This window comes from Rhodococcus sp. G6(2025), from assembly GCF_058628105.1.
Genome location: NZ_CP179752.1, coordinates 116,598 through 134,176, shown reverse-complemented (window position 1 = coordinate 134,176; position 17,579 = coordinate 116,598). Strand labels below are relative to the sequence as shown.

The window sequence follows — 17,579 nt, the reverse complement described above, 5'->3', positions numbered from 1 at the left end:
ATCAGACATTCGTCGAGAATCGGACGCCACCATCTGGCAACCTCACATCGGGCCAGACACGGGCTCCGCGCAATAGCTCGCATCGAGCGCCCACGTCAGCGCCGTTTCCCACCACCGAATCGCGTACAAGTGCGCGCGGCCCGATCCGGCAGTCGTATCCGAGAATCGATCGTTCGATCACCGCACCGGCTTCCACATGGGCGCCGTCGAACACCACGGCTCCGTCCAGACGCGCACCCGCACCGACGGTTACCCGTGCACCGAGCACCGTGCCGCCGATCAACACCGTGCCCGGGGCCACCGTGGCAGTCGGATGGACGAGCGATTCGCCGCGCGTACCGCTCAGCGCTGGCGACGGCGCTATTCCGCGAACCAGATCCGCCGATCCGGCGACGAAATCGTCGACCGTCCCCATGTCTCGCCAGTAGGCGGAATCGATGTGGCCGAACACCCGCGTCCCGCCGGACACCAATGCGGGAAACACTTCGCGTTCCACGGACACGGGGCGGTCGGATGGGATCTTCTCGATCCACTCCCGCTGGAAGACGTAACAGCCGGCGTTGATTTGGTCGGTCGGTGGATCCTGCGTCTTCTCGAGAAACGCGTTTACCCGGCCATTCGAGTCCGTCTGCACGCAGCCGAACGGGCGCGGATCGCTCACCCGCACCAAGTGCAGCGTCACGTCGGCATCTGCGTCGGCGTGCGTCTGGAGAACAGCCCGCACATCGGTTCCGCCGAGGACGTCCCCGTTGAACACCACTACGGTGTCGGCACGAAGATGCGGCAGGACATTCCGGATAGCGCCCCCGGTACCGAGCGGCTCATCCTCGGTGACGTACTCGATCTCCAGCCCGAGCTCTTCACCCGTGCCGAAATGCTGTTCGAAGACTTCCGCTTTGAACGACGTCCCGAGCACCACATGGGAGAGTCCCGCGTCTTTGATGCGGGACAGCAGGTGAGTCAGGAAGGGCACCCCCGCAGTCGGCAGCATCGGTTTCGGCACAGACAGAGTCAACGGACGCAGCCGGGTGCCCATACCGCCGACCAGAATGACCGCGTCCGGCGCAGTATCGATCCTCATGTCCGACATCCCCCCTTCATGCCCGAATACGGTGAAATGATTGAAACCCGATCGCGGTTCGCGCGCCACTCGACTTCGGCCCGGTTGGCGGCGTGATCATCAGCTATCTGTGACGCACTGGCACGTTGATTTGCACTGAAACTCAATGTGTTCGACGGCAAGGCCCCTCACCGGCCACTCGATGTCCTAATACGCCCCATCACCGGCCACCACAGCCCGCACCGTCTTGCCGATGATGAGGACGTCTCCCATCATCGACCAGTTCTCCACGTACGAGAGATCGAGCCGCACAGTCTCTTCCCATGAGAGGTCCGATCTACCACTCACCTGCCACAGGCCCGTGATACCCGGCTTCACCAGCAGTCGGCGACGGACGGTGCCGTCATAGGCCTCGACTTCTCGGCGCAGAGGCGGGCGCGGGCCTACCACGCTCATCTCCCGCCGAAGAACGTTGAGGAACTGTGGAAGCTCGTCGAGGCTGTACTTGCGCAGAACTCCGCCCACGCGTGTGACCCGCGGATCCTCACGGATTTTGAAGAGGACGCCGGCACCCTCGTTCGCCCTCATCAGCGCCGCGACCTGTTTGTCGGCGTCCACGACCATGCTGCGGAACTTGAGCATCGGGAATGGACGACCGTCCAGGCCAATGCGCTCCGACTTGTAGAACACCGGGCCCTTGCTGGTCACTTTGATCATGAGCGCGGCGAGAATCATCACCGGGCTCGTCAGGACGAGCGCCGATGCCGCGAAGATCATGTCGAACGCGAGCTTCGAAAACTTCTGCGCGCCGTGATATTGCGGCTTCTCTACATGAATCAGAGGGAGTCCCGCCACCGGCCGCATCGACAGACGCGGACCGGACACATCCATCATTCCAGGTGAAACCACCAGGTCGACGTCGTGCGGCTCAAGGTCCCAGGCGAGGGCGCGCATCCCCTCGTGCCCGAGATGCTCGGTGGCCGTGACGGCGACGGTGTCGGCGCGACAGAACCCCAGCGAATCGATCACGTCCCCCTCGCTGCCGAGCACGGGAATGTCGCGACCGGCGACGGTGATCTTGTCGCGATGCTCGCCTGAGTGTCCCGGAATGCAGACACCCACCACGCGATATCCGTCGGCCGTACCTCGGGCAAATGATTCCGCGAGAATCCGGACGGCGCGTTCGTTACCAACGACCAGGACCGACGTCTGAAACTCTCCGCCTGACCGCTTACGAGCAATGATCTGACGCCACATCCAGCGGCTCACCATCAGGACCACCAGTCCGACGGGAAACGCGATGGCGAGGTAGAGCCTAGCCAAATCGAGGCGGAACAACAGCGCCAGCATCGCGATGAACCCGAACAGTCGCACGGTCGAGACGAAGATCCGTCGATACTCGTCCGGCCCACTCCCGATCACCCGCACCGTACGAGTCCGGAAGATCGTCAGGGTGGTCAACCACGCTACGACCAACAGAGCGGAGACGAGCGTGTAGCTGAGGTCGTGCCCGATTCCACTCGTGGTTAGGATGCCGCTGTCGCCGAACCGCACCCACTGTGCGACGGCGACCGCGGAGATCACGATCAGCGTGTCCGAGATCAGCAGACGTCGGATGTAGGCGGCCTGCCACTCGCGGCGACTGTACGGCCCACTCTCTTTCCCCGCGAGCGCCGCTGCGTTCTCCGGAGTCCGAGACGGTTCGGGTGAAACATCGAATGCAGTCACCGTTCGCCTTCCGAGCTCGAGCCATCCTGACTGGCGAGCTCGTGTGTTCTCACGACATTGCGAAGACGACGATCGCCTGATGTTTGCTGCCGCGTCGATATTCGCACGCGGACCCCCGAGTTGAGACATCAAGTGATCAGCTTCACAGCATCCGCCTAAAGGGGGTGATGCAGCCCTTCTATCGCAGGTCAGCATGTGTGTATATCGAGCGAATGACACTGCCGTGCGGGGCATCTGATACCGGAGGTCACACGAAACGCTGGCGAACTCGCCGGCGAGCAGGTACCGTGCCCATCGCATTTCGCTCGCGGACGGGATCCTGATCACTAATCAACATTCTCAGCGAGCGACCTGAAAATTCTCAGCATTTTCGCAGGTACGCATCCCGAGGACGCTAGGCTTGACGCCCTCTCAGGGGCGGCATACTGGTGTCCGTGTGGTGGTGGACAATCGGGATCGTTGCGTGGGGGGTGTTGTCGATACCACTCGCAATACTGATCGGGAGAGCAGCCCGGGAGAAGGATCGGCGTGAAAAGTGGCCCCGCCGGCGCAAGCGCCGGACTGGCGGGCCGCCCGACCAGACCGCCGCGTAGCCCCGGTTACGCAAAGAACCTCGGCCGCTCCGTCCGCCAATCGGGGCCCTCGCGGTGAATCACCCTTCCACGGATTGGCGACACGTCCGATCACTGGGCTGGCCCGACACCGAATGTCAACGCATGAAAACTGGGGCACACAGTGTTCCTGCGTGCCCCAGTTTCAGATCGGTGGCGGACTTACACTCCGGTGGACCCACCCTCCGAGCCGAAGGTCAGGAACGAAGCAAAGAAGTTGATCAATTCCGTGATGCTGGCGAAATCTACAGACATATTTCACTCCTGCCGAGGCGATGTGGTCAGAATCTCGATCCGTACCCCTGCCGGGCACTCGTTCTTTGTACACGAGTTGAAAGACTTTGCAACAGCAGAGGAGCCGCGGGCACGAAGTTTCTCTCGCGATCCGACCCCTCCTCCGTGATGGGGGCATGGAGGCTGATCACATTCGAATTGCTGTTTCAGCTATTCACATCAATCCCCAAGTAGGCCAACATAATACACGACCTACCGAAATCCAACCTGAACCCGGAAAGGTGACCACAAACCAGATCAACCGTAGCTTGAAGCATCGGACTTGCGCACTCCCGCTCGTTTCGACACCGATGAACCTGTTTCTTAAACCACTTCTGATCTGGGGAGTGGGGTTTGCGGAAAAGCCGGCCACGACCGCTCATTCGACGGCCGGCAACGGCGCACCTCTGGCGCGTGCAGAAGGGACTCGGACGCGCGGCGGCGCGGTTCTCGACCTGTGCGGCGGCGATCCTCGATCCGGGACAGCTTCGGAGCCAGTTCCGCCCGCCCAGCCACTCCGACGATTCATCTATTCGCACGAGTCGGCGTGCGTCAGACTGGCGGGCCGAACGGGTGTAGAGATCCGAGTTCACTACCTCCGCTGCTATATCGACGGCTCTGGTCATGTGGCCGGATTCGATCCAGTCGTCCCGTCGCGTCATACCTTCGCTCCTGAACCTCGAGGGCGGCTAATGACGGACGGAAACAAGCGCACCGCTTGGTTCGCCGCCACGATGTTCCTTCGAGCTAGCGGGATCATCCTGCCCCGCGTCTCAGACATCGAGGCCGAGGCGTTCATCTCTCCGCCGCCGCGCTCGACGGCTGGAAGTCCGACCACGATCCCGACGCCACGATCAACGAGGCCGCCGAGTGGTTCGAGACCACCTACAACACGGAATCACGAGCGTGACGATCGCTCCGAAGAGCTATCCATGGGCTCCCCAGTTCTTCGTGGCAGACCGAATGCACTGGCGGGCGAGGGACGTAGGCATCGAGCATCGATTATCCGCCCAGGTGCCGGCGATCGGCGACCACCGCAAGCCCGTGAGGCGGGGCGGCGGGTCGGTGGACACGGGCGTGATCATTGAGAGTGGGCACGCTCACCATGAAGCCGGAGTGATGCCGCTACTGTTCACGGTCCAACTTAACCCCGTTTTCCTCTAGGGCGGCCGATTCACGATCGACGTCACCCTCGATGGCGAACCGGTCGAGTCGATCCCGTTCACGATTCAAGAGGTGACCGCGCCGGACGGGGCAGTCTCTTGCTCGGCAAGCCCGGCTCGTCTTGGGGTGAGCGCGACGGACTGCGGGCTTCACGGCAGGATGGTCGAATGCGGTTTGACCCAGCGACACTCTTCTATCCACTCATCTTCATGAACCTGCTATTCGCGACGTCGTCCTGGTGCTTGGCGGCACCCACTCGGGTTTCGTCCGCCGCCACTATTGTCGCGGCGGTCTTCTGGGTCTTCGGCAACGGCCCTCTCGAGGGCGGAATCCTGTTCGAGATCACCCGTACGCACGGTGTAACCGTGTCGGACTTGCTCGCTGTGGGTGCCGTTCTCATCGCGGTGTGGGCGTCGTGGCCGGCGCACAGTCCAAGAGTTGCGAGGCGTTCGCGGAGCTAATCGTGTCGACGCGAACATTTTGGGCGGTCTACCAGTGTCATTTGGCCGAATGACATAACCGGCGGGTATGTACCGTCCGGTCTATATTGTCCCCACCCCCATCCTTAACGGGGGCTGAGAGATTCTGAGGGGAACTCCGTGGCAACCATCGCCGGGTCTAAGTCGTCGCGCCGGAAACTGGGCAAGGCAAAGCCGAACGTGACACAGCGACTCGACATTCAAGGTCTACGGATGGTCGCGGTCATGTTGGTCGTGTTCTCGCACCTCTTCGGCTGGCCCCGGGGTGGGTTCGTTGGCGTCGATGTGTTCTTCGTAATCTCCGGGTTCCTCATCACCGGGTCGCTGCTGCACACCATGGAGAAGACAGGCCGCATCTCATTCTCGAGTTTCTACCGCCGACGCATTCGGCGCATCGTCCCAGCCGCGACGCTCGTCCTGGTCGTGACACTGGTCGCGTCGTACTTCATTGTCTCGAAAGCCAGATTCGATTCGACCGCACTCGATGCGTTGTCGGCTTTTCTGTTCGTCTCCAACTGGCGCTTCGCGATTAAAGGTACGGACTACTTCGCCAGCGACGCTGCAGTCTCTCCGTTGCAGCATTATTGGTCTCTGAGCGTCGAGGAGCAGTTCTATTTCGTATGGCCAGTCGTCCTGCTGGGGATCAGCCTTGTTGCACTCCGCAAGGCGTGGACGACCAAGGCGCGACTGACGCTGACCGCTGCCGTGATGGGGATCGCAGTCTTTGGCTCGTTCGCGTTTTCGTGGGTGAACACAGATTCGGACCCGACGTGGGCCTACTTCTCCGCGTTGACCCGAGCTTGGGAACTCGGCGTGGGGGCGCTGCTCGCGATTACGATCAGCTACTGTGAGCGGATTCCAGATCGCGTCCGCCCCATCGTCGCGTGGACTGGCTTGGCAATGATCACAGTCGGCGCCTTCATAATCACCGATACTGGCGGCGGGTTCCCGGCGCCATGGGCGGCTGTCCCTGTCTTCGGCGCCGCGCTCGTCATCGCCGCAGGTGTGCGCGGAAATCACGCCTACCTCAGGATTCTGACCAACCGTGCGAGCACCTACATCGGGGATATCTCATACTCGCTGTACCTCTGGCATTGGCCGGTAATCATCCTGCTCGGGGTGCTGATGGACGTCGGCCCTTACTACTACATCTCAGCACTGTTCCTGATGTTCGGTTCGTCGATCGCTGCCTACCACTTCTTCGAGGATCCGATCCGGCGGTCGAAGTGGCTGATGAACGACGCAGAACGAGTTGATCGCAAGTTCCTCGACGTGTCGAGATGGCGTCTGCCGTCCATGAGTGAGCGCCATCAGGGAATCGGAATCGGTGCGCTCGCACTCCTTACGGCCGGCCTGGTCGCGTTCGCACTCACGCCGGTATCCCCGCCAGCTACTCCGCCGCTCGCTGCAGTAACCACTAAGCAATCATCGCAAGTGGCCGACAACGCTGGACCCGAACAGAGGAAGCTTACGGACGAGCTCGCAGCGGCTGTCGCCGCGTGGGAGTGGCCTGCACTCTCACCGACCATCGACGAGGTAATGACGAATCCCCCGAACTCGCTCGACATCCGTACGTGCGGGGGGCTGGCGACGACCGCGTTGTCGGAGTGCGCCTGGGGAAGCCCCGCCGCGCCGAAGACGATAGCTCTGGTCGGCGACTCGACAGCTCTCGCCTACACCGAGGCATTCAAAACCATCGCCGAACAGAGCTCCGGACAATGGAAGCTGCAGCTGCTCGCAGTAACTGGATGTCCGTTCATGGCCGGAAAACTTGAAGCCCCGAACGCCGACGCGACTGCGGTCTGCCCTTCGCGGTTACAACGCGCAATCGACTTCATCCGCGACGACAAACCTGATCTTGTCGTCGTCTCCAATCGCTATATCGAACGCAAGCTCGCTGACACTGGACAGCCACTCAGTCTCGCCGACACGCGGCAAGCACTGATTTCGTCCATAACCGAAATCGCTCCGCACGCCTCGCGAGTAGTACTCCTTCCCGCCACCCCAACCGATGCGAATCTGGACGATTGCTACACCCCTAGAAGTGTGCCCAGTGATTGCGTCTCGCAGATCACTAGCGAATGGGCGAACTACCAGGCCATCTACGAGGAAGTCTCCGCCAAATTCGAGAATGTGGAGTTCCTCCAAACCACGGACTGGTTCTGTGCAGGCGGCTACTGCCCGGCATTCGCCGGAACGATCCCCACGAAGCTCGACAAGGCGCACACCACGCCCGAGTATTCCCGACGGATCGCGCCAGTCGTCCTTGAGTCCTTCAGGTCGGCAGGTCTGCTCTAGGCAAGACCATTCCGTGGCGGCCGAACCGAATTCGGCCACCACGGAAACTTCCGGACCCCGCTAGGTTACAACTGCCGTGAGGTCGATCAAGAACGGCTGCACCTTCACCGTGTAAGCCGGCGTTTATGCCGAGCCGCGCAGCCTCATCTGCCACAACATGGTGGTGTTCGCGATGTCTCAGGGTATGCGGTGGAACCGGTAGTTACTGCACCAACGTGAAGCCAACACCATAGCTACCTTTTGCATTGATATCCGCGAGAATCGGGGTGATTGCCCCATAGAACGTCGTCGGCTGGGTTCCGAAGTCCATGCCGATGTTGAGACCGACGAGCTTCTCCCCCACCACGATCGGACCACCTGAATCGCCTTGCCACATCACCGCCCAGTTCTGGAGGTGAATACCGTCTACCTTGCCGATGATCCCGCAATTCTTGCCGGTGGTTGCCCCGTGGTTGCACCCCATGTTCGACAGCGAGGCATCGCCGACAGTCGAAACGACGACGTCAGTGGTGTCGCTGTACTTGCTCGGCACAACAACATCCGGGTTCAGCCGGATCACCGCATAATCGAGCGCCGTGAACGTACCGTCCGTGTTGCGCGAGTACACGTCGGTCTCCCACCCGATCGGCCCGTTGGCAGCGTCACCAACCTTATAGACGGCTTTGCCCGCGCCCTGGTGGCAGTGACCGACAGTCAGCGCAACCAAGCGGCCCGCGTGGTCGGTGCCGACCGCGCCGATCGTGCAGTACCCCTCGGCATCCGGGTACGGGGTGTAGGCAGTACCCGGCCCGACATGGATGGTCGGTCCCGCCTGCGCCGCCGGGGCGACACTGAGCATCACTGCGAGCGCGGCAATAATCGCGACCAAGATGATCTTCACACTTTTCTCCCCGCTCCTCTTTGGGAAGCATTCTCCTATCCCGCCTGCTACGGCGCGCGCCACACGACGAAAGCTCACACTGAGCAGATTTCGATCTCGCGGACCCTCAGTTCGGCGACAGCGTGCTGGGGATGAACGCGCACCTATCTGGCCCGATGATCACCAACAGTGCGTGGCGACCGACATCGACCTCATGACGACGTACCTCGGTGAGTCGACGGGTTGTTTCTTTCTCACCGGCCCTGAGCACTCCCCGCGACCGCCGACCAGGTACTCACCAACGCTGACACCATCACCCGTTGCCCGGGCGCCCATCATCAGGATTCTGACCTTAGCGTGGGGGTCACCGATCCACCCGCATGCGGATTGACGACATCGATCGGTGACCGATCATCGATCCCTCGACGCCCCGATACAGTCATGATGATGGAAGAATCAATTCCATGGGGATGAAAGAATCAATTCGCGCCCATCAAGTGGGCCAGGTCGGGAATTCCGGTGGACTCTGACAGTCACGCTGCCATCTCCGGTGGCGACCGGACCGACGATCTCCTCACCAGGGCGGTGACTGAGGCACTCGCGGCGGGCATGTCATGGGCGCAGATCGCCGCGCAGCTCGGTGTCCCACCCCCAGTCGCCCGCGCCCACGCCGCGGCGACCGATCATGACTGGCAGGAAGCGATAGTCGCCCACGAGAATGCCCGAGCAGCACGGCTCAACGACCAGAGTGTGCCTCAGCAATCCTAAACACCCTGACAACCCGAGAGCCTGCTAAACACCACGCGCTCGCCAGCCGATCCGCACGACGAACAGGTGGAACTTCGTTGTCCGCGGTCGTCGCGACGCGGCCGCCAGAGCCCTACTGAGAGTTCCCGGCCACCGCCCCACAACACCGTGAACCAGGGTCGTCAGGACGTCCCTTTGTAGCGCTCTGCCCCGTTGGGGCTTGCAGGGACCAGCCGCGTCAGAGCTCAGCGAGAGACACCAATCCGTCCTGCAGCGCCCGGATCAACAAGCCGGACTTGTCGGCAACGGGACGCCCGGCGGCAGCGTACTTCGCGCGGATCCGGATCAGGTGGGTGTTGATCGTGCCCAGACTGATTCCCAGGTCGGCTGCGGCAACGGTCTTCGATTCACTCCGCAGCCACAGGCGGAGGATCTCCAGCTCGCGCGGTGTCAACGTGGGCCGCCGTTGCGGTCCCTCGACAGCGCCGGATGTGGGGGCAGGAACAGAAGTCATACCGATCTCACCTTCTCGAGCCGCAGCGCTTGCCGCAGGACGCACACTGTGTGATTCGGTGCGGCACGCCACCCGGATGGGTCACTACGCGGGCCCGCGACACTGAGACATGTCGGTTTTGTCGGCTGTTCACCGCGGTGAACAAACCGTACCTGACGCCGGTTTTAAGGACCTGCAGGTGATGTTCCAGGGGCGCGTCGCCGACGCGCCCTGGTGAAATTGGTTATCGTCGGAGGCCTGTAGAACCAAGGGGGACCGGCGACCATGACATCTTCGACAGTCACCGACGTGTCGACGCTGCTGATGATCGACTCCACGTTTGCGCGGGATCGGGACGACGCCTTCTCCGTCATCCCCCTCCCCGACGGCCGCGGGTGGGCGGTGGAGGTTCACATCGCCGGGGTCGCCGACGTCGTCGGTCTCGCGACGGTCGCTGACGAGCAGGCGTTCCTGCGGGCGGAGACCCGGTACCTGCGCAGCCGCACCATTCCGATGCTCGGCGACACTGCCGAACAGGCCGCCACCCTGACCACCGACTCTCGGCGGACCAGTCTGCGGGTCACCGGCACTATCACCACCGACGGGCTGTTGGTCGACGTCACCGTCGGCCGAGGGCAGATCCCGTCGGGGCGGTGCGCGGCGGTCGATCACGCCGAGGTGCCCGGCATCCTGACCGACCCGGCACATCCGCTGCACACCCCGTTGGCCGCGGCGGATGCTGCCGCGCAGGTCCTTCTGGGTGTCAGGCGTGACGGCGGCGCCCTCGCGTTCTACGACCTCACCCGCGGCTGGGCAGCCAATGAGGACGGGGCGATCGTGGCGATCGCCGCCGAGATGCGGACCGTCGCCTACGTCATCGTGCAGGAGCTGATGATCGCCACCAACGAGGCGGTGGCGTTGTGGTGTGTGGAGCGGGGGTTACCGATCCTGTTCCGCAACCACCGCTCCAACCCGGTCGCCGGCAGCACCGACGAGCTGATGCATGAGATCGCCGCCGCGGCCGGGGACCCGGACCTGTTCGCGAAACTGCGGGGGCGGCTGCTGTCGACGCTGCGGGCCGCGACGTACGACCGGACGGTGCACGGTCACTACGGGTTACGGTTGAGCGCCTACACTCACGTCACCTCACCGCTGCGGCGGGTGGCCGACCTGATCAACCAGCGGATCATCTTCGCCCACCTCGACCACTCCCCCGCCCCCTACACCGGCGAGCAGCTCGCCGCCCTCGGCGCCGACCTGAACCGGCGCACCCGCGCCGCCCGGGAGGCGAAGAAGAATCACTTCAAACACGCCGACCAACGCATCGTCGCCCAAGAGGCCGCACGCGATCTCACCGCCCTCGATGCCCGCACCTTCCACAAGGTGCTCAAAGCCGCGGCCGCCGGGCCGCTTCGGGCCGAACTCGCCTCCGAGCTCGCGCGCCGCGTCGACGCCGACCTGATGACCGCCCCGGACGTCGCGGTCCTGATCGACGCCGACCCCAGCTGGCTTCCCCTTCAACTCCGCGTCCTGGATACCCTGGCCGAGACCCATCCGGAGATGGGCCCCAGCGTGGCGTCGGTGTGGCGGCAAGCCCACCCCGATCAACCGCCCACCGACCTCGAGATCCGGCGCAATGGCGCCGACCACAACCCACTGTTCGCCGCCCGCGCCACCCACCGCAGCATTCGCGGGCCGTGGGCCACCGCAACCGCGAAGAAGCCGGCCGAACAGGCCGCCCTCTGGGCGGCAGTGCGCGCGCAGCTGACCGGCACCGACCATCCCGACACGGAACCGGACTGGCCGACCACGCCGCAACCTCCGGAGCCGGCGACTCCCCCACCGGCGTGGCATGATCCCGATTCCGACATTTCCGCGGAACCGCACTGTACGACTGCTCCGGCCGCACTGAACCTGGACGGGGCAAAGAAGTCCAAGGCACTCGCCAACCCCACCGCCTGGCTGATGAGCTTCGCCCAGAACAACAATCAGGCCCCGCCCGAGTGGGAGTTCCACACCGACGGGCCCCCGCACGCACCCCAATTCACCGCCACCGTGCACCTCGCCGGCCACACCGCCACCGCTACCGACACCACGAAGACATCGGCGAAGACCGCATCGGCCACCGCGCTCGTCGAGGCACTCTTCGCGCAGCACTGAGACTTTGATGTCGATTTTATCCGTTGTTTATCGCAGTAGTTTGCGCGCAGAATTTGGTGCGGACAGTTGCGGCCGAGGGCATTGACACCACTGGTGGCGACATCACCGGACACACCTCGACATGAGGTGTCTCGCCGCGGGAAGACCGACTGCGACGTCTCGGCTTCGTTCCCGATTGATGCACTCGGTGTGCAGACTCGAGAACCAGGTGCTGACGCGCGCCCACTCCGCGGTGGGAGTGCGCCTGCGACGGGGACTACCTCTGCCGTACCCGTGCATTGTTGAACTGCTCGGGCACGTCAAGCTGGGGAGACCGTCATGACCCCGACGCCCCGGATTCGGTGCCCCCCTTGGCTGAATGCACTCGCTTGCTGCGGTCGGTTCCGATGGGCGGCCGCACGGTTCCGTGATCACCGCGGTTCCCTCGCGAAGCCGGAGACGGCGATCCGGTCGGACTCGTCATTCCACCAGTGTGATGGGCACCCCGGGCGTGATGTACAGGTGGTGTCGAGCGCCGCCATGGGTGAGGGACATGGCCACTCCCGTGGTGTGTCCCTCGGCGAACCGTGCGAGCAGCTCGCGGGTGGCCTCGAATCTGGTGTGGCTGATGTCGTAGGTGACGCCGTTGAATATGAGGCTGGGCACCATGCCCTCCTTGCTGACGATGGATCGTTGCCGAAAGTCTCGCTGACATCCCGTCCTCGGCAAGGACGGACACACCGTCGCGGCCCGAGGGGGCATCGGCTGCGGGCGGGGCTACCAGTGGTAGACGACGCTCGGGTTCGGCTCGTCACTGCCTCGAATCGCGACCGGAGTCGCCGAAGTAATCAGGAGGCGCACCGTGGAATTCTGGCTGACAAAGCCGACGAAACCGCCGTTGCCGTTGTCTGCGAAGATGCCTCTGATAGCCTCCTCGAGGCCGTGGGCGGCGGCTGCATCGGCGAGCGGATAACGGACCCCGTCGTAGATCGCTTCGTAACTCATGATCCTTCTCTCGCTGGTGTCGTGATGTTCACAGCGTAAGAGCGCCGGGCCGACGGTTGTGGTGGTCGCCTCGACGGCCGCCGCGAGATCTGCCGCGTTGACCCGCGCCCGCTTGAGAGAAGTCCGACGCCGACGACACCTAAGAGTTTAGGAATGCCTCGGCAGCCCCAGTGCGGCGGCATGCTCGCGCAGATACTCGCGCAGATACGGCATGGTGAAGTCGAGCATCCCGTGACCGACCGACGTAATCAGCTCGGCGTCGATCAGACGCAACCGATACTGGCTCGCATAGGTTCCGTCGACGCCGAGCCGGACGGCGATCTGACCGATCCGGCTCGGGCCGTCGTCCTGCGACATCGCGACGAGGAAGCTGCGATCGACATCGGAGATCCCCGCGAGGCTGGGCTCGAGGACCAACGATCCGATCCGGCGACGCGCCGCGGCAACACCGACTGTGACATCGCCGGTTGAGACCACCGACTCGGTCCGGTTCTGCCTCCAGATGTGGTATCCGACAAGTTGAATCAGGAACGGATAGCCGTTCGTGGCCTCCGCTGCGGTGCGGCAGTCGGCGTCGGTGATCGAGCGTCCGGTTCCCTCGATCGGCTCACGGATGGCCTGGGCGACCTCGTCGAGGGGCACGGCGCCCAGGGAATGTCGGTCGGCGCGTCGTAGGAAGGTCAGGACGTCGTCGTTGAGGAGGTCGCTGATCGAGGCGGGCAGGCCGGCGGCGACGAAGGCCAGTTCCCGCTCTTCGCGGAAGGCGTGCTGGACGATCGCGCCGAGTGCACGCAGGTCGTCGGTGAGTTTGCGGTGGATCTCGTCGACGGTGATCAACAGGCCGGTTTCGTGTTCGGCAAGGGCGTCGGTGAGTTCTTCGATTTGGTGACGCAGGCTCACCGCCGGCGGCGGTGAGTCGGTGGTGGTCCAGTTGACACCCCCGATCCCGGCGGCAGTGATCCCCGAGAGGCGTCGCTTCGTTCCCCCGTTTTCGCCGTGTTCGCGGAGCAGCCGGGGCAGGTGTTCTCCGGTGAGCCGGTCGACCAATCCGGGTGTGGCGGTCTCGGATACGACGAGCCAGCCACGGCTGCGGGCCTGTGCCTCCGCTTCGTTGAGCATGACCGTCTTCCCGACCCCACGCGCCCCGGTGTAGATCGTCGCGCGACCGGGAGCGCCGGGACCGTCGTCGAGGGCGTCGCCGAAGTCTGCGACGAGGTCGGCGCGGCCCACCAGGGATGGGGGCGGCGCCCCGAACGACGGGGTGAACGGATTCCTCATGAAGCAGGACGCTACCAGCACCTTTAGCTTCTTTTAGTGTTTTTAGTCTTTTTTAGCTTCTTTAGGGTTGGGTAGCGTTTCCGATCCCGCTCCGGCTCACCCGCGCGCGGTGAACTCGGCGTCCTCGACCATCGGTCCAGGTCCCGACGCTATCGCGTACATCAACTCGAACATGGCGCCATCCGAGACTGGGGGCGCGCAGCCGGTCAGCAGCGGCACTCGGATCCCCGAGCCCACGACGCCGACGGGCGACCTGTCATCAGCCGGGACGGTCAGGTCAGGTCGCCGCCGCCGCCGCCGCCGGGGAGTTTCGCCGCCCCTGCGGCCGCGAAAACGTCCTGCCACCGGGCTGGACGAGGCATGTCAGTGAGCGTCGCGGAAGGCTTGCTCGATCTCCCCGGAGATGCGGCCGCGGGAGGCGAGCTCGTAGCCCTGCTCGATCGCCCAGGCGCGGATCTTCTTCATTTCACCTGGCTGCCGCTTCGCGGCTCCGGGGTTGACCGGCCGGTCCGAGCGGTGTTTGCGGCCGCCGATGCGAGTGGAGTGGGCGATGTAGTACTCGAGCGTCTCGCGGAACTCCTTGGCGTGCTCGTCTTTCAGATCGATCTGGTACTCGACTCCGTCGAATGTGTAGCCGATGCTCTCGCCGTCCGCACCGAACTCGGTCCCGTCGATGTCGTCGACCAGCTCTACCACGACCTTGCGTGCCACAGATTCCACTCCTCGATGTTCTCGGTACAGACAGGGTACTGTTTTGCGCCCGGCACCCACCGCACGCTCCGCGGCGACTCGGGCTCCCCAAGGCCTAGATCTCGCCGGCGGGCTTGGCGGCGGGGTGGTGCTGATGTCGGCCTCGGGGTCCAGCGGGGTCGCCCGGCGCGTCCGGGTTGATGGTGTACGCCAACCCCCGATCGGATCCCCGACTCGGCCCACACCTGTGGATACGACGAAGCGTGGCAGACGAGCCCTAGGACCCCATCTGCCACGCCCGGACCCACTCACGGATGGGTACCACGGCGAACGTGCATCCTCTGGTGACCAAACCATCAACACATTCGGCGTGCGTGTTGCCGGCGTCTCCACCGGGCAAACATCACTCTACCGAGCTGCCGCACAGCATCGGCCTCCGATCCTGAGCGGGCAGGGGCCAGGGACCATCGCCCGCCCGGGCCGGGCGGGCGGTTACCGTCTGTCGGTATGGGGACCACCTTCCACGGGCCGAGCCCGTGGCCACACATCACCCGCGCGATCCGCACCCGGGGCGCCCGGTACGCCGCGATCGGCTACCTCGGACAGGACGCACCCGAGCTGCTCCCGCTGCGCGCCGGGGACCTGTTGGTCGTCAACGCCTCCAAGGCCGCGATCCGGGCGCACGCCACCTCCCCCGCCGCCCTCGCGTACTACGTGAACAAGGGGGTACGGGTGCTGTCGTCACCGACCCTGCACGCCAAGGTGATCGCGACCAACACCCGGGCCGTGATCGGGTCGGCGAACGCGTCCGAAAACTCCACCCTCGCCGACGACGCCGTGATCATCACCGACGACCCCGACATCATCGCCTCCGTGCGGAAGTTCATCGACAGCCTCGACGAGATCACCGAAGTCGATGAGGTGTTCCTCGACGACGCACTCCGGCAATGGGAGATCGGCCGCGCCGTCCCACTGCCCGGGGTCACTGGCCGCGTCCGCATCGAGACAGACTTCCTGCCCGCACCGGTCACCCGGATGTTCGTCAAACACGCCATCGACTACGAACCCACCCACACCGAACAACAGGTCCTCGACAACAAGCGCGGCCGGCACTCCACAGCCGGCGGTCCGGCGGTGAAGTACCAGCTCGAATCGCTCCGCCTCGACAAACCCAGCACCGTTCGGCGTGACGACGTGATCGTCTTCGTCTCCGACGACGAGTGGATCCACCCGCCGGCCATTGTGATCTCCGATCCGATGCGGATCCCTCGATCGGGCGGAGCGGTGCTGTTCTTCCTGCGCACCCGCACCGACCTGCCACCCCTGCCCCTCACCGACGCCGAGAACGCGCTCACCGACCTCGGGCACCCTGGCTCACGGCTACGGACCGACCACTACGTCCGCTCCCCCACCCTCCGGACCGCGCTGCTGGAACTGTGGGACCTCTGAGCCCTCCCCGAGCCTGTGTCAGGGCGAAAGTCAGCTGCACAGAACCGACGAACCCGACCGATGAAACGCTAGACAGCGCTAGATACCGCGACACATTGCGCGCGACTCGAGTGCGGCATGATCACCGCCGCCCTCTGACACTGCCTGCATGCCCCGCCCGCCGTGCGTGTTCCGGTGGTGGCGCGGTGTCACCCCCGTCCAGCGTTCGTCGTGCCGCGGTGGACCCCGAGCAGCACAGCTCCCCTCGACGACAGCACACTTCCACTGGGGCCGGCACCCTGACTCAGTTACCGGACTGTAGGTCTGTACTCGAATCGTTCTGGCCGGGAGGGACTCTCAGGAAATTCACAGACACCGTGTGGCCGAGTGATGCGACGATGAAGCATGCGCCGCCATCGTTGGCCGGCCCTCGCGCCGCCCACCACCGGAGGGATCACCGTGCACGCGGGCATGCCGGTCGTGGCCGAGAACGACCTGACCCTCGAACTGTCCGCCGCGACCGCGTTCGCGTCCGGACTGTTGCTGCGGTTCGCGCTGTACGTCACCGGTGTCCGCGCCGACTTCGTGCGCTACGAAACCCGGCCCCTGACCGACCCCCACGACTGGTCTGCGCAGTGGTCCTATCTGGCCGTGCGCATCATTGCCGATGACCTCGGCGGGCTCGCCGATCCGTTCCACCCGGTCCCCGATACCGACTCGAAGGGATCCGGGCCGTACCGAACCACGCCGCAGTACTGGATCAGCACCTATCCGACCACCGGATCGCTGACCGTCACCACCAGCTGGCCCCAGGTCGGACTCCACCCCACCTCGGTCACCCTCACGCTCGGCCCCAGCCCCTTCCCCACCACCTTCGGGTCCGATGCCCGTCGGTGACGGTGTCCGACTGTGATCGCCGAGCCGAATGTTCAGCGGCTGTTGACGTTCCTGGTTAAGGAACTGCCCCGTACCGCGCCGCACTTAGCCGACTCGGGCAGTCGCGCACATCGGGCATCGGGTGGTCTCGCCGACGACCCACCCGTTGATCCGGGCGAAGGCCACCGCCGCTGTTTGTCCGGCGACCGCGGCATCGAATCGGTGCTCACACAGATCGCACCGCACCGCCCACCCATTGTGTCCGCTGGATTGGATCACTTGCACAGTCCCCTCGCGACGTCACCGAATCCGAACCGTGGCACCAGGATGGCACAGCCCGCCGACGAAGCAGAGTCCCGGACACCGGTCCTGACAACATTCATACACCCGAACACTGGCTCGGCACCGACCACGGCAGACCTCAGTCGGCGCCGCTCGGTCCGTCGCCGAC

At 64.3% G+C, this 17,579-nt stretch carries 13 protein-coding genes; 5 read left to right on the top strand and 8 right to left on the bottom strand.

Annotated features, from left to right (window positions below; genetic code table 11):
* Window position 1 precedes the first annotated feature (1 nt).
* The gene (manB, locus tag ACLIVD_RS41745; RefSeq protein ID WP_491933836.1) at window positions 2-1,081 is read right to left on the bottom strand and encodes a mannose-1-phosphate guanylyltransferase; all 1,080 of its coding nucleotides are present in this window, start codon (window positions 1,079-1,081) and stop codon (window positions 2-4) included.
* Between the two features lie 186 nt (window positions 1,082-1,267).
* Window positions 1,268-2,788 (bottom strand): sugar transferase, encoded by a 1,521-nt coding sequence (locus ACLIVD_RS41740; RefSeq protein ID WP_491933834.1) that lies wholly within the window; start codon window positions 2,786-2,788, stop codon window positions 1,268-1,270.
* A gap of 2,647 nt (window positions 2,789-5,435) precedes the next feature.
* Between ACLIVD_RS41740 and ACLIVD_RS41735 the strand changes: the two genes are divergently transcribed.
* Window positions 5,436-7,613 (top strand): acyltransferase family protein, encoded by a 2,178-nt coding sequence (locus ACLIVD_RS41735; RefSeq protein ID WP_491933630.1) that lies wholly within the window; start codon window positions 5,436-5,438, stop codon window positions 7,611-7,613.
* 202 nt (window positions 7,614-7,815) lie between these two features.
* Here ACLIVD_RS41735 and ACLIVD_RS41730 read toward each other — a convergent pair whose 3' ends face one another.
* Window positions 7,816-8,493: a chymotrypsin family serine protease gene (locus ACLIVD_RS41730; protein WP_491933629.1), complete on the bottom strand. Its 678-nt coding sequence runs from the start codon at window positions 8,491-8,493 to the stop codon at window positions 7,816-7,818.
* 498 nt (window positions 8,494-8,991) lie between these two features.
* Here ACLIVD_RS41730 and ACLIVD_RS41725 point away from each other — a divergent pair, with 498 nt between their 5' ends.
* The gene (locus tag ACLIVD_RS41725) at window positions 8,992-9,240 is read left to right on the top strand and encodes a hypothetical protein (protein ID WP_491933628.1); all 249 of its coding nucleotides are present in this window, start codon (window positions 8,992-8,994) and stop codon (window positions 9,238-9,240) included.
* A gap of 217 nt (window positions 9,241-9,457) precedes the next feature.
* On the opposite strand, the gene ACLIVD_RS41720 is transcribed toward ACLIVD_RS41725, so the two are convergent.
* The gene (locus tag ACLIVD_RS41720) at window positions 9,458-9,733 is read right to left on the bottom strand and encodes a response regulator transcription factor (RefSeq protein WP_491933627.1); all 276 of its coding nucleotides are present in this window, start codon (window positions 9,731-9,733) and stop codon (window positions 9,458-9,460) included.
* Window positions 9,734-9,997: 264 nt separating this feature from the next.
* Between ACLIVD_RS41720 and ACLIVD_RS41715 the strand changes: the two genes are divergently transcribed.
* Entirely contained in the window at window positions 9,998-11,872 is a 1,875-nt protein-coding gene (locus ACLIVD_RS41715; RefSeq protein ID WP_491933626.1) for an RNB domain-containing ribonuclease, read from the top strand.
* 459 nt (window positions 11,873-12,331) lie between these two features.
* On the opposite strand, the gene ACLIVD_RS41710 is transcribed toward ACLIVD_RS41715, so the two are convergent.
* The 4 genes from ACLIVD_RS41710 to ACLIVD_RS41695 all read right to left on the bottom strand — a co-directional run bounded on the left by ACLIVD_RS41710 (window position 12,332) and on the right by ACLIVD_RS41695 (window position 14,845).
* Window positions 12,332-12,520 (bottom strand): hypothetical protein, encoded by a 189-nt coding sequence (locus tag ACLIVD_RS41710; protein WP_283336645.1) that lies wholly within the window; start codon window positions 12,518-12,520, stop codon window positions 12,332-12,334.
* A gap of 108 nt (window positions 12,521-12,628) precedes the next feature.
* The gene (locus ACLIVD_RS41705; RefSeq protein ID WP_491933625.1) at window positions 12,629-12,856 is read right to left on the bottom strand and encodes a hypothetical protein; all 228 of its coding nucleotides are present in this window, start codon (window positions 12,854-12,856) and stop codon (window positions 12,629-12,631) included.
* 147 nt (window positions 12,857-13,003) lie between these two features.
* The gene (locus ACLIVD_RS41700) at window positions 13,004-14,155 is read right to left on the bottom strand and encodes an ATP-binding protein (protein ID WP_491933624.1); all 1,152 of its coding nucleotides are present in this window, start codon (window positions 14,153-14,155) and stop codon (window positions 13,004-13,006) included.
* Window positions 14,156-14,497: 342 nt separating this feature from the next.
* The gene (locus ACLIVD_RS41695) at window positions 14,498-14,845 is read right to left on the bottom strand and encodes a histone-like nucleoid-structuring protein Lsr2 (protein WP_491933623.1); all 348 of its coding nucleotides are present in this window, start codon (window positions 14,843-14,845) and stop codon (window positions 14,498-14,500) included.
* A gap of 486 nt (window positions 14,846-15,331) precedes the next feature.
* Here ACLIVD_RS41695 and ACLIVD_RS41690 point away from each other — a divergent pair, with 486 nt between their 5' ends.
* Both ACLIVD_RS41690 and ACLIVD_RS41685 read left to right on the top strand, forming a co-directional pair.
* Window positions 15,332-16,273 (top strand): phospholipase D family protein, encoded by a 942-nt coding sequence (locus ACLIVD_RS41690; RefSeq protein WP_491933622.1) that lies wholly within the window; start codon window positions 15,332-15,334, stop codon window positions 16,271-16,273.
* A gap of 384 nt (window positions 16,274-16,657) precedes the next feature.
* Window positions 16,658-17,149, top strand: a complete 492-nt coding sequence (locus tag ACLIVD_RS41685) for a hypothetical protein (protein ID WP_491933621.1) — start codon at window positions 16,658-16,660, stop codon at window positions 17,147-17,149.
* Window positions 17,150-17,579 lie beyond the last annotated feature (430 nt).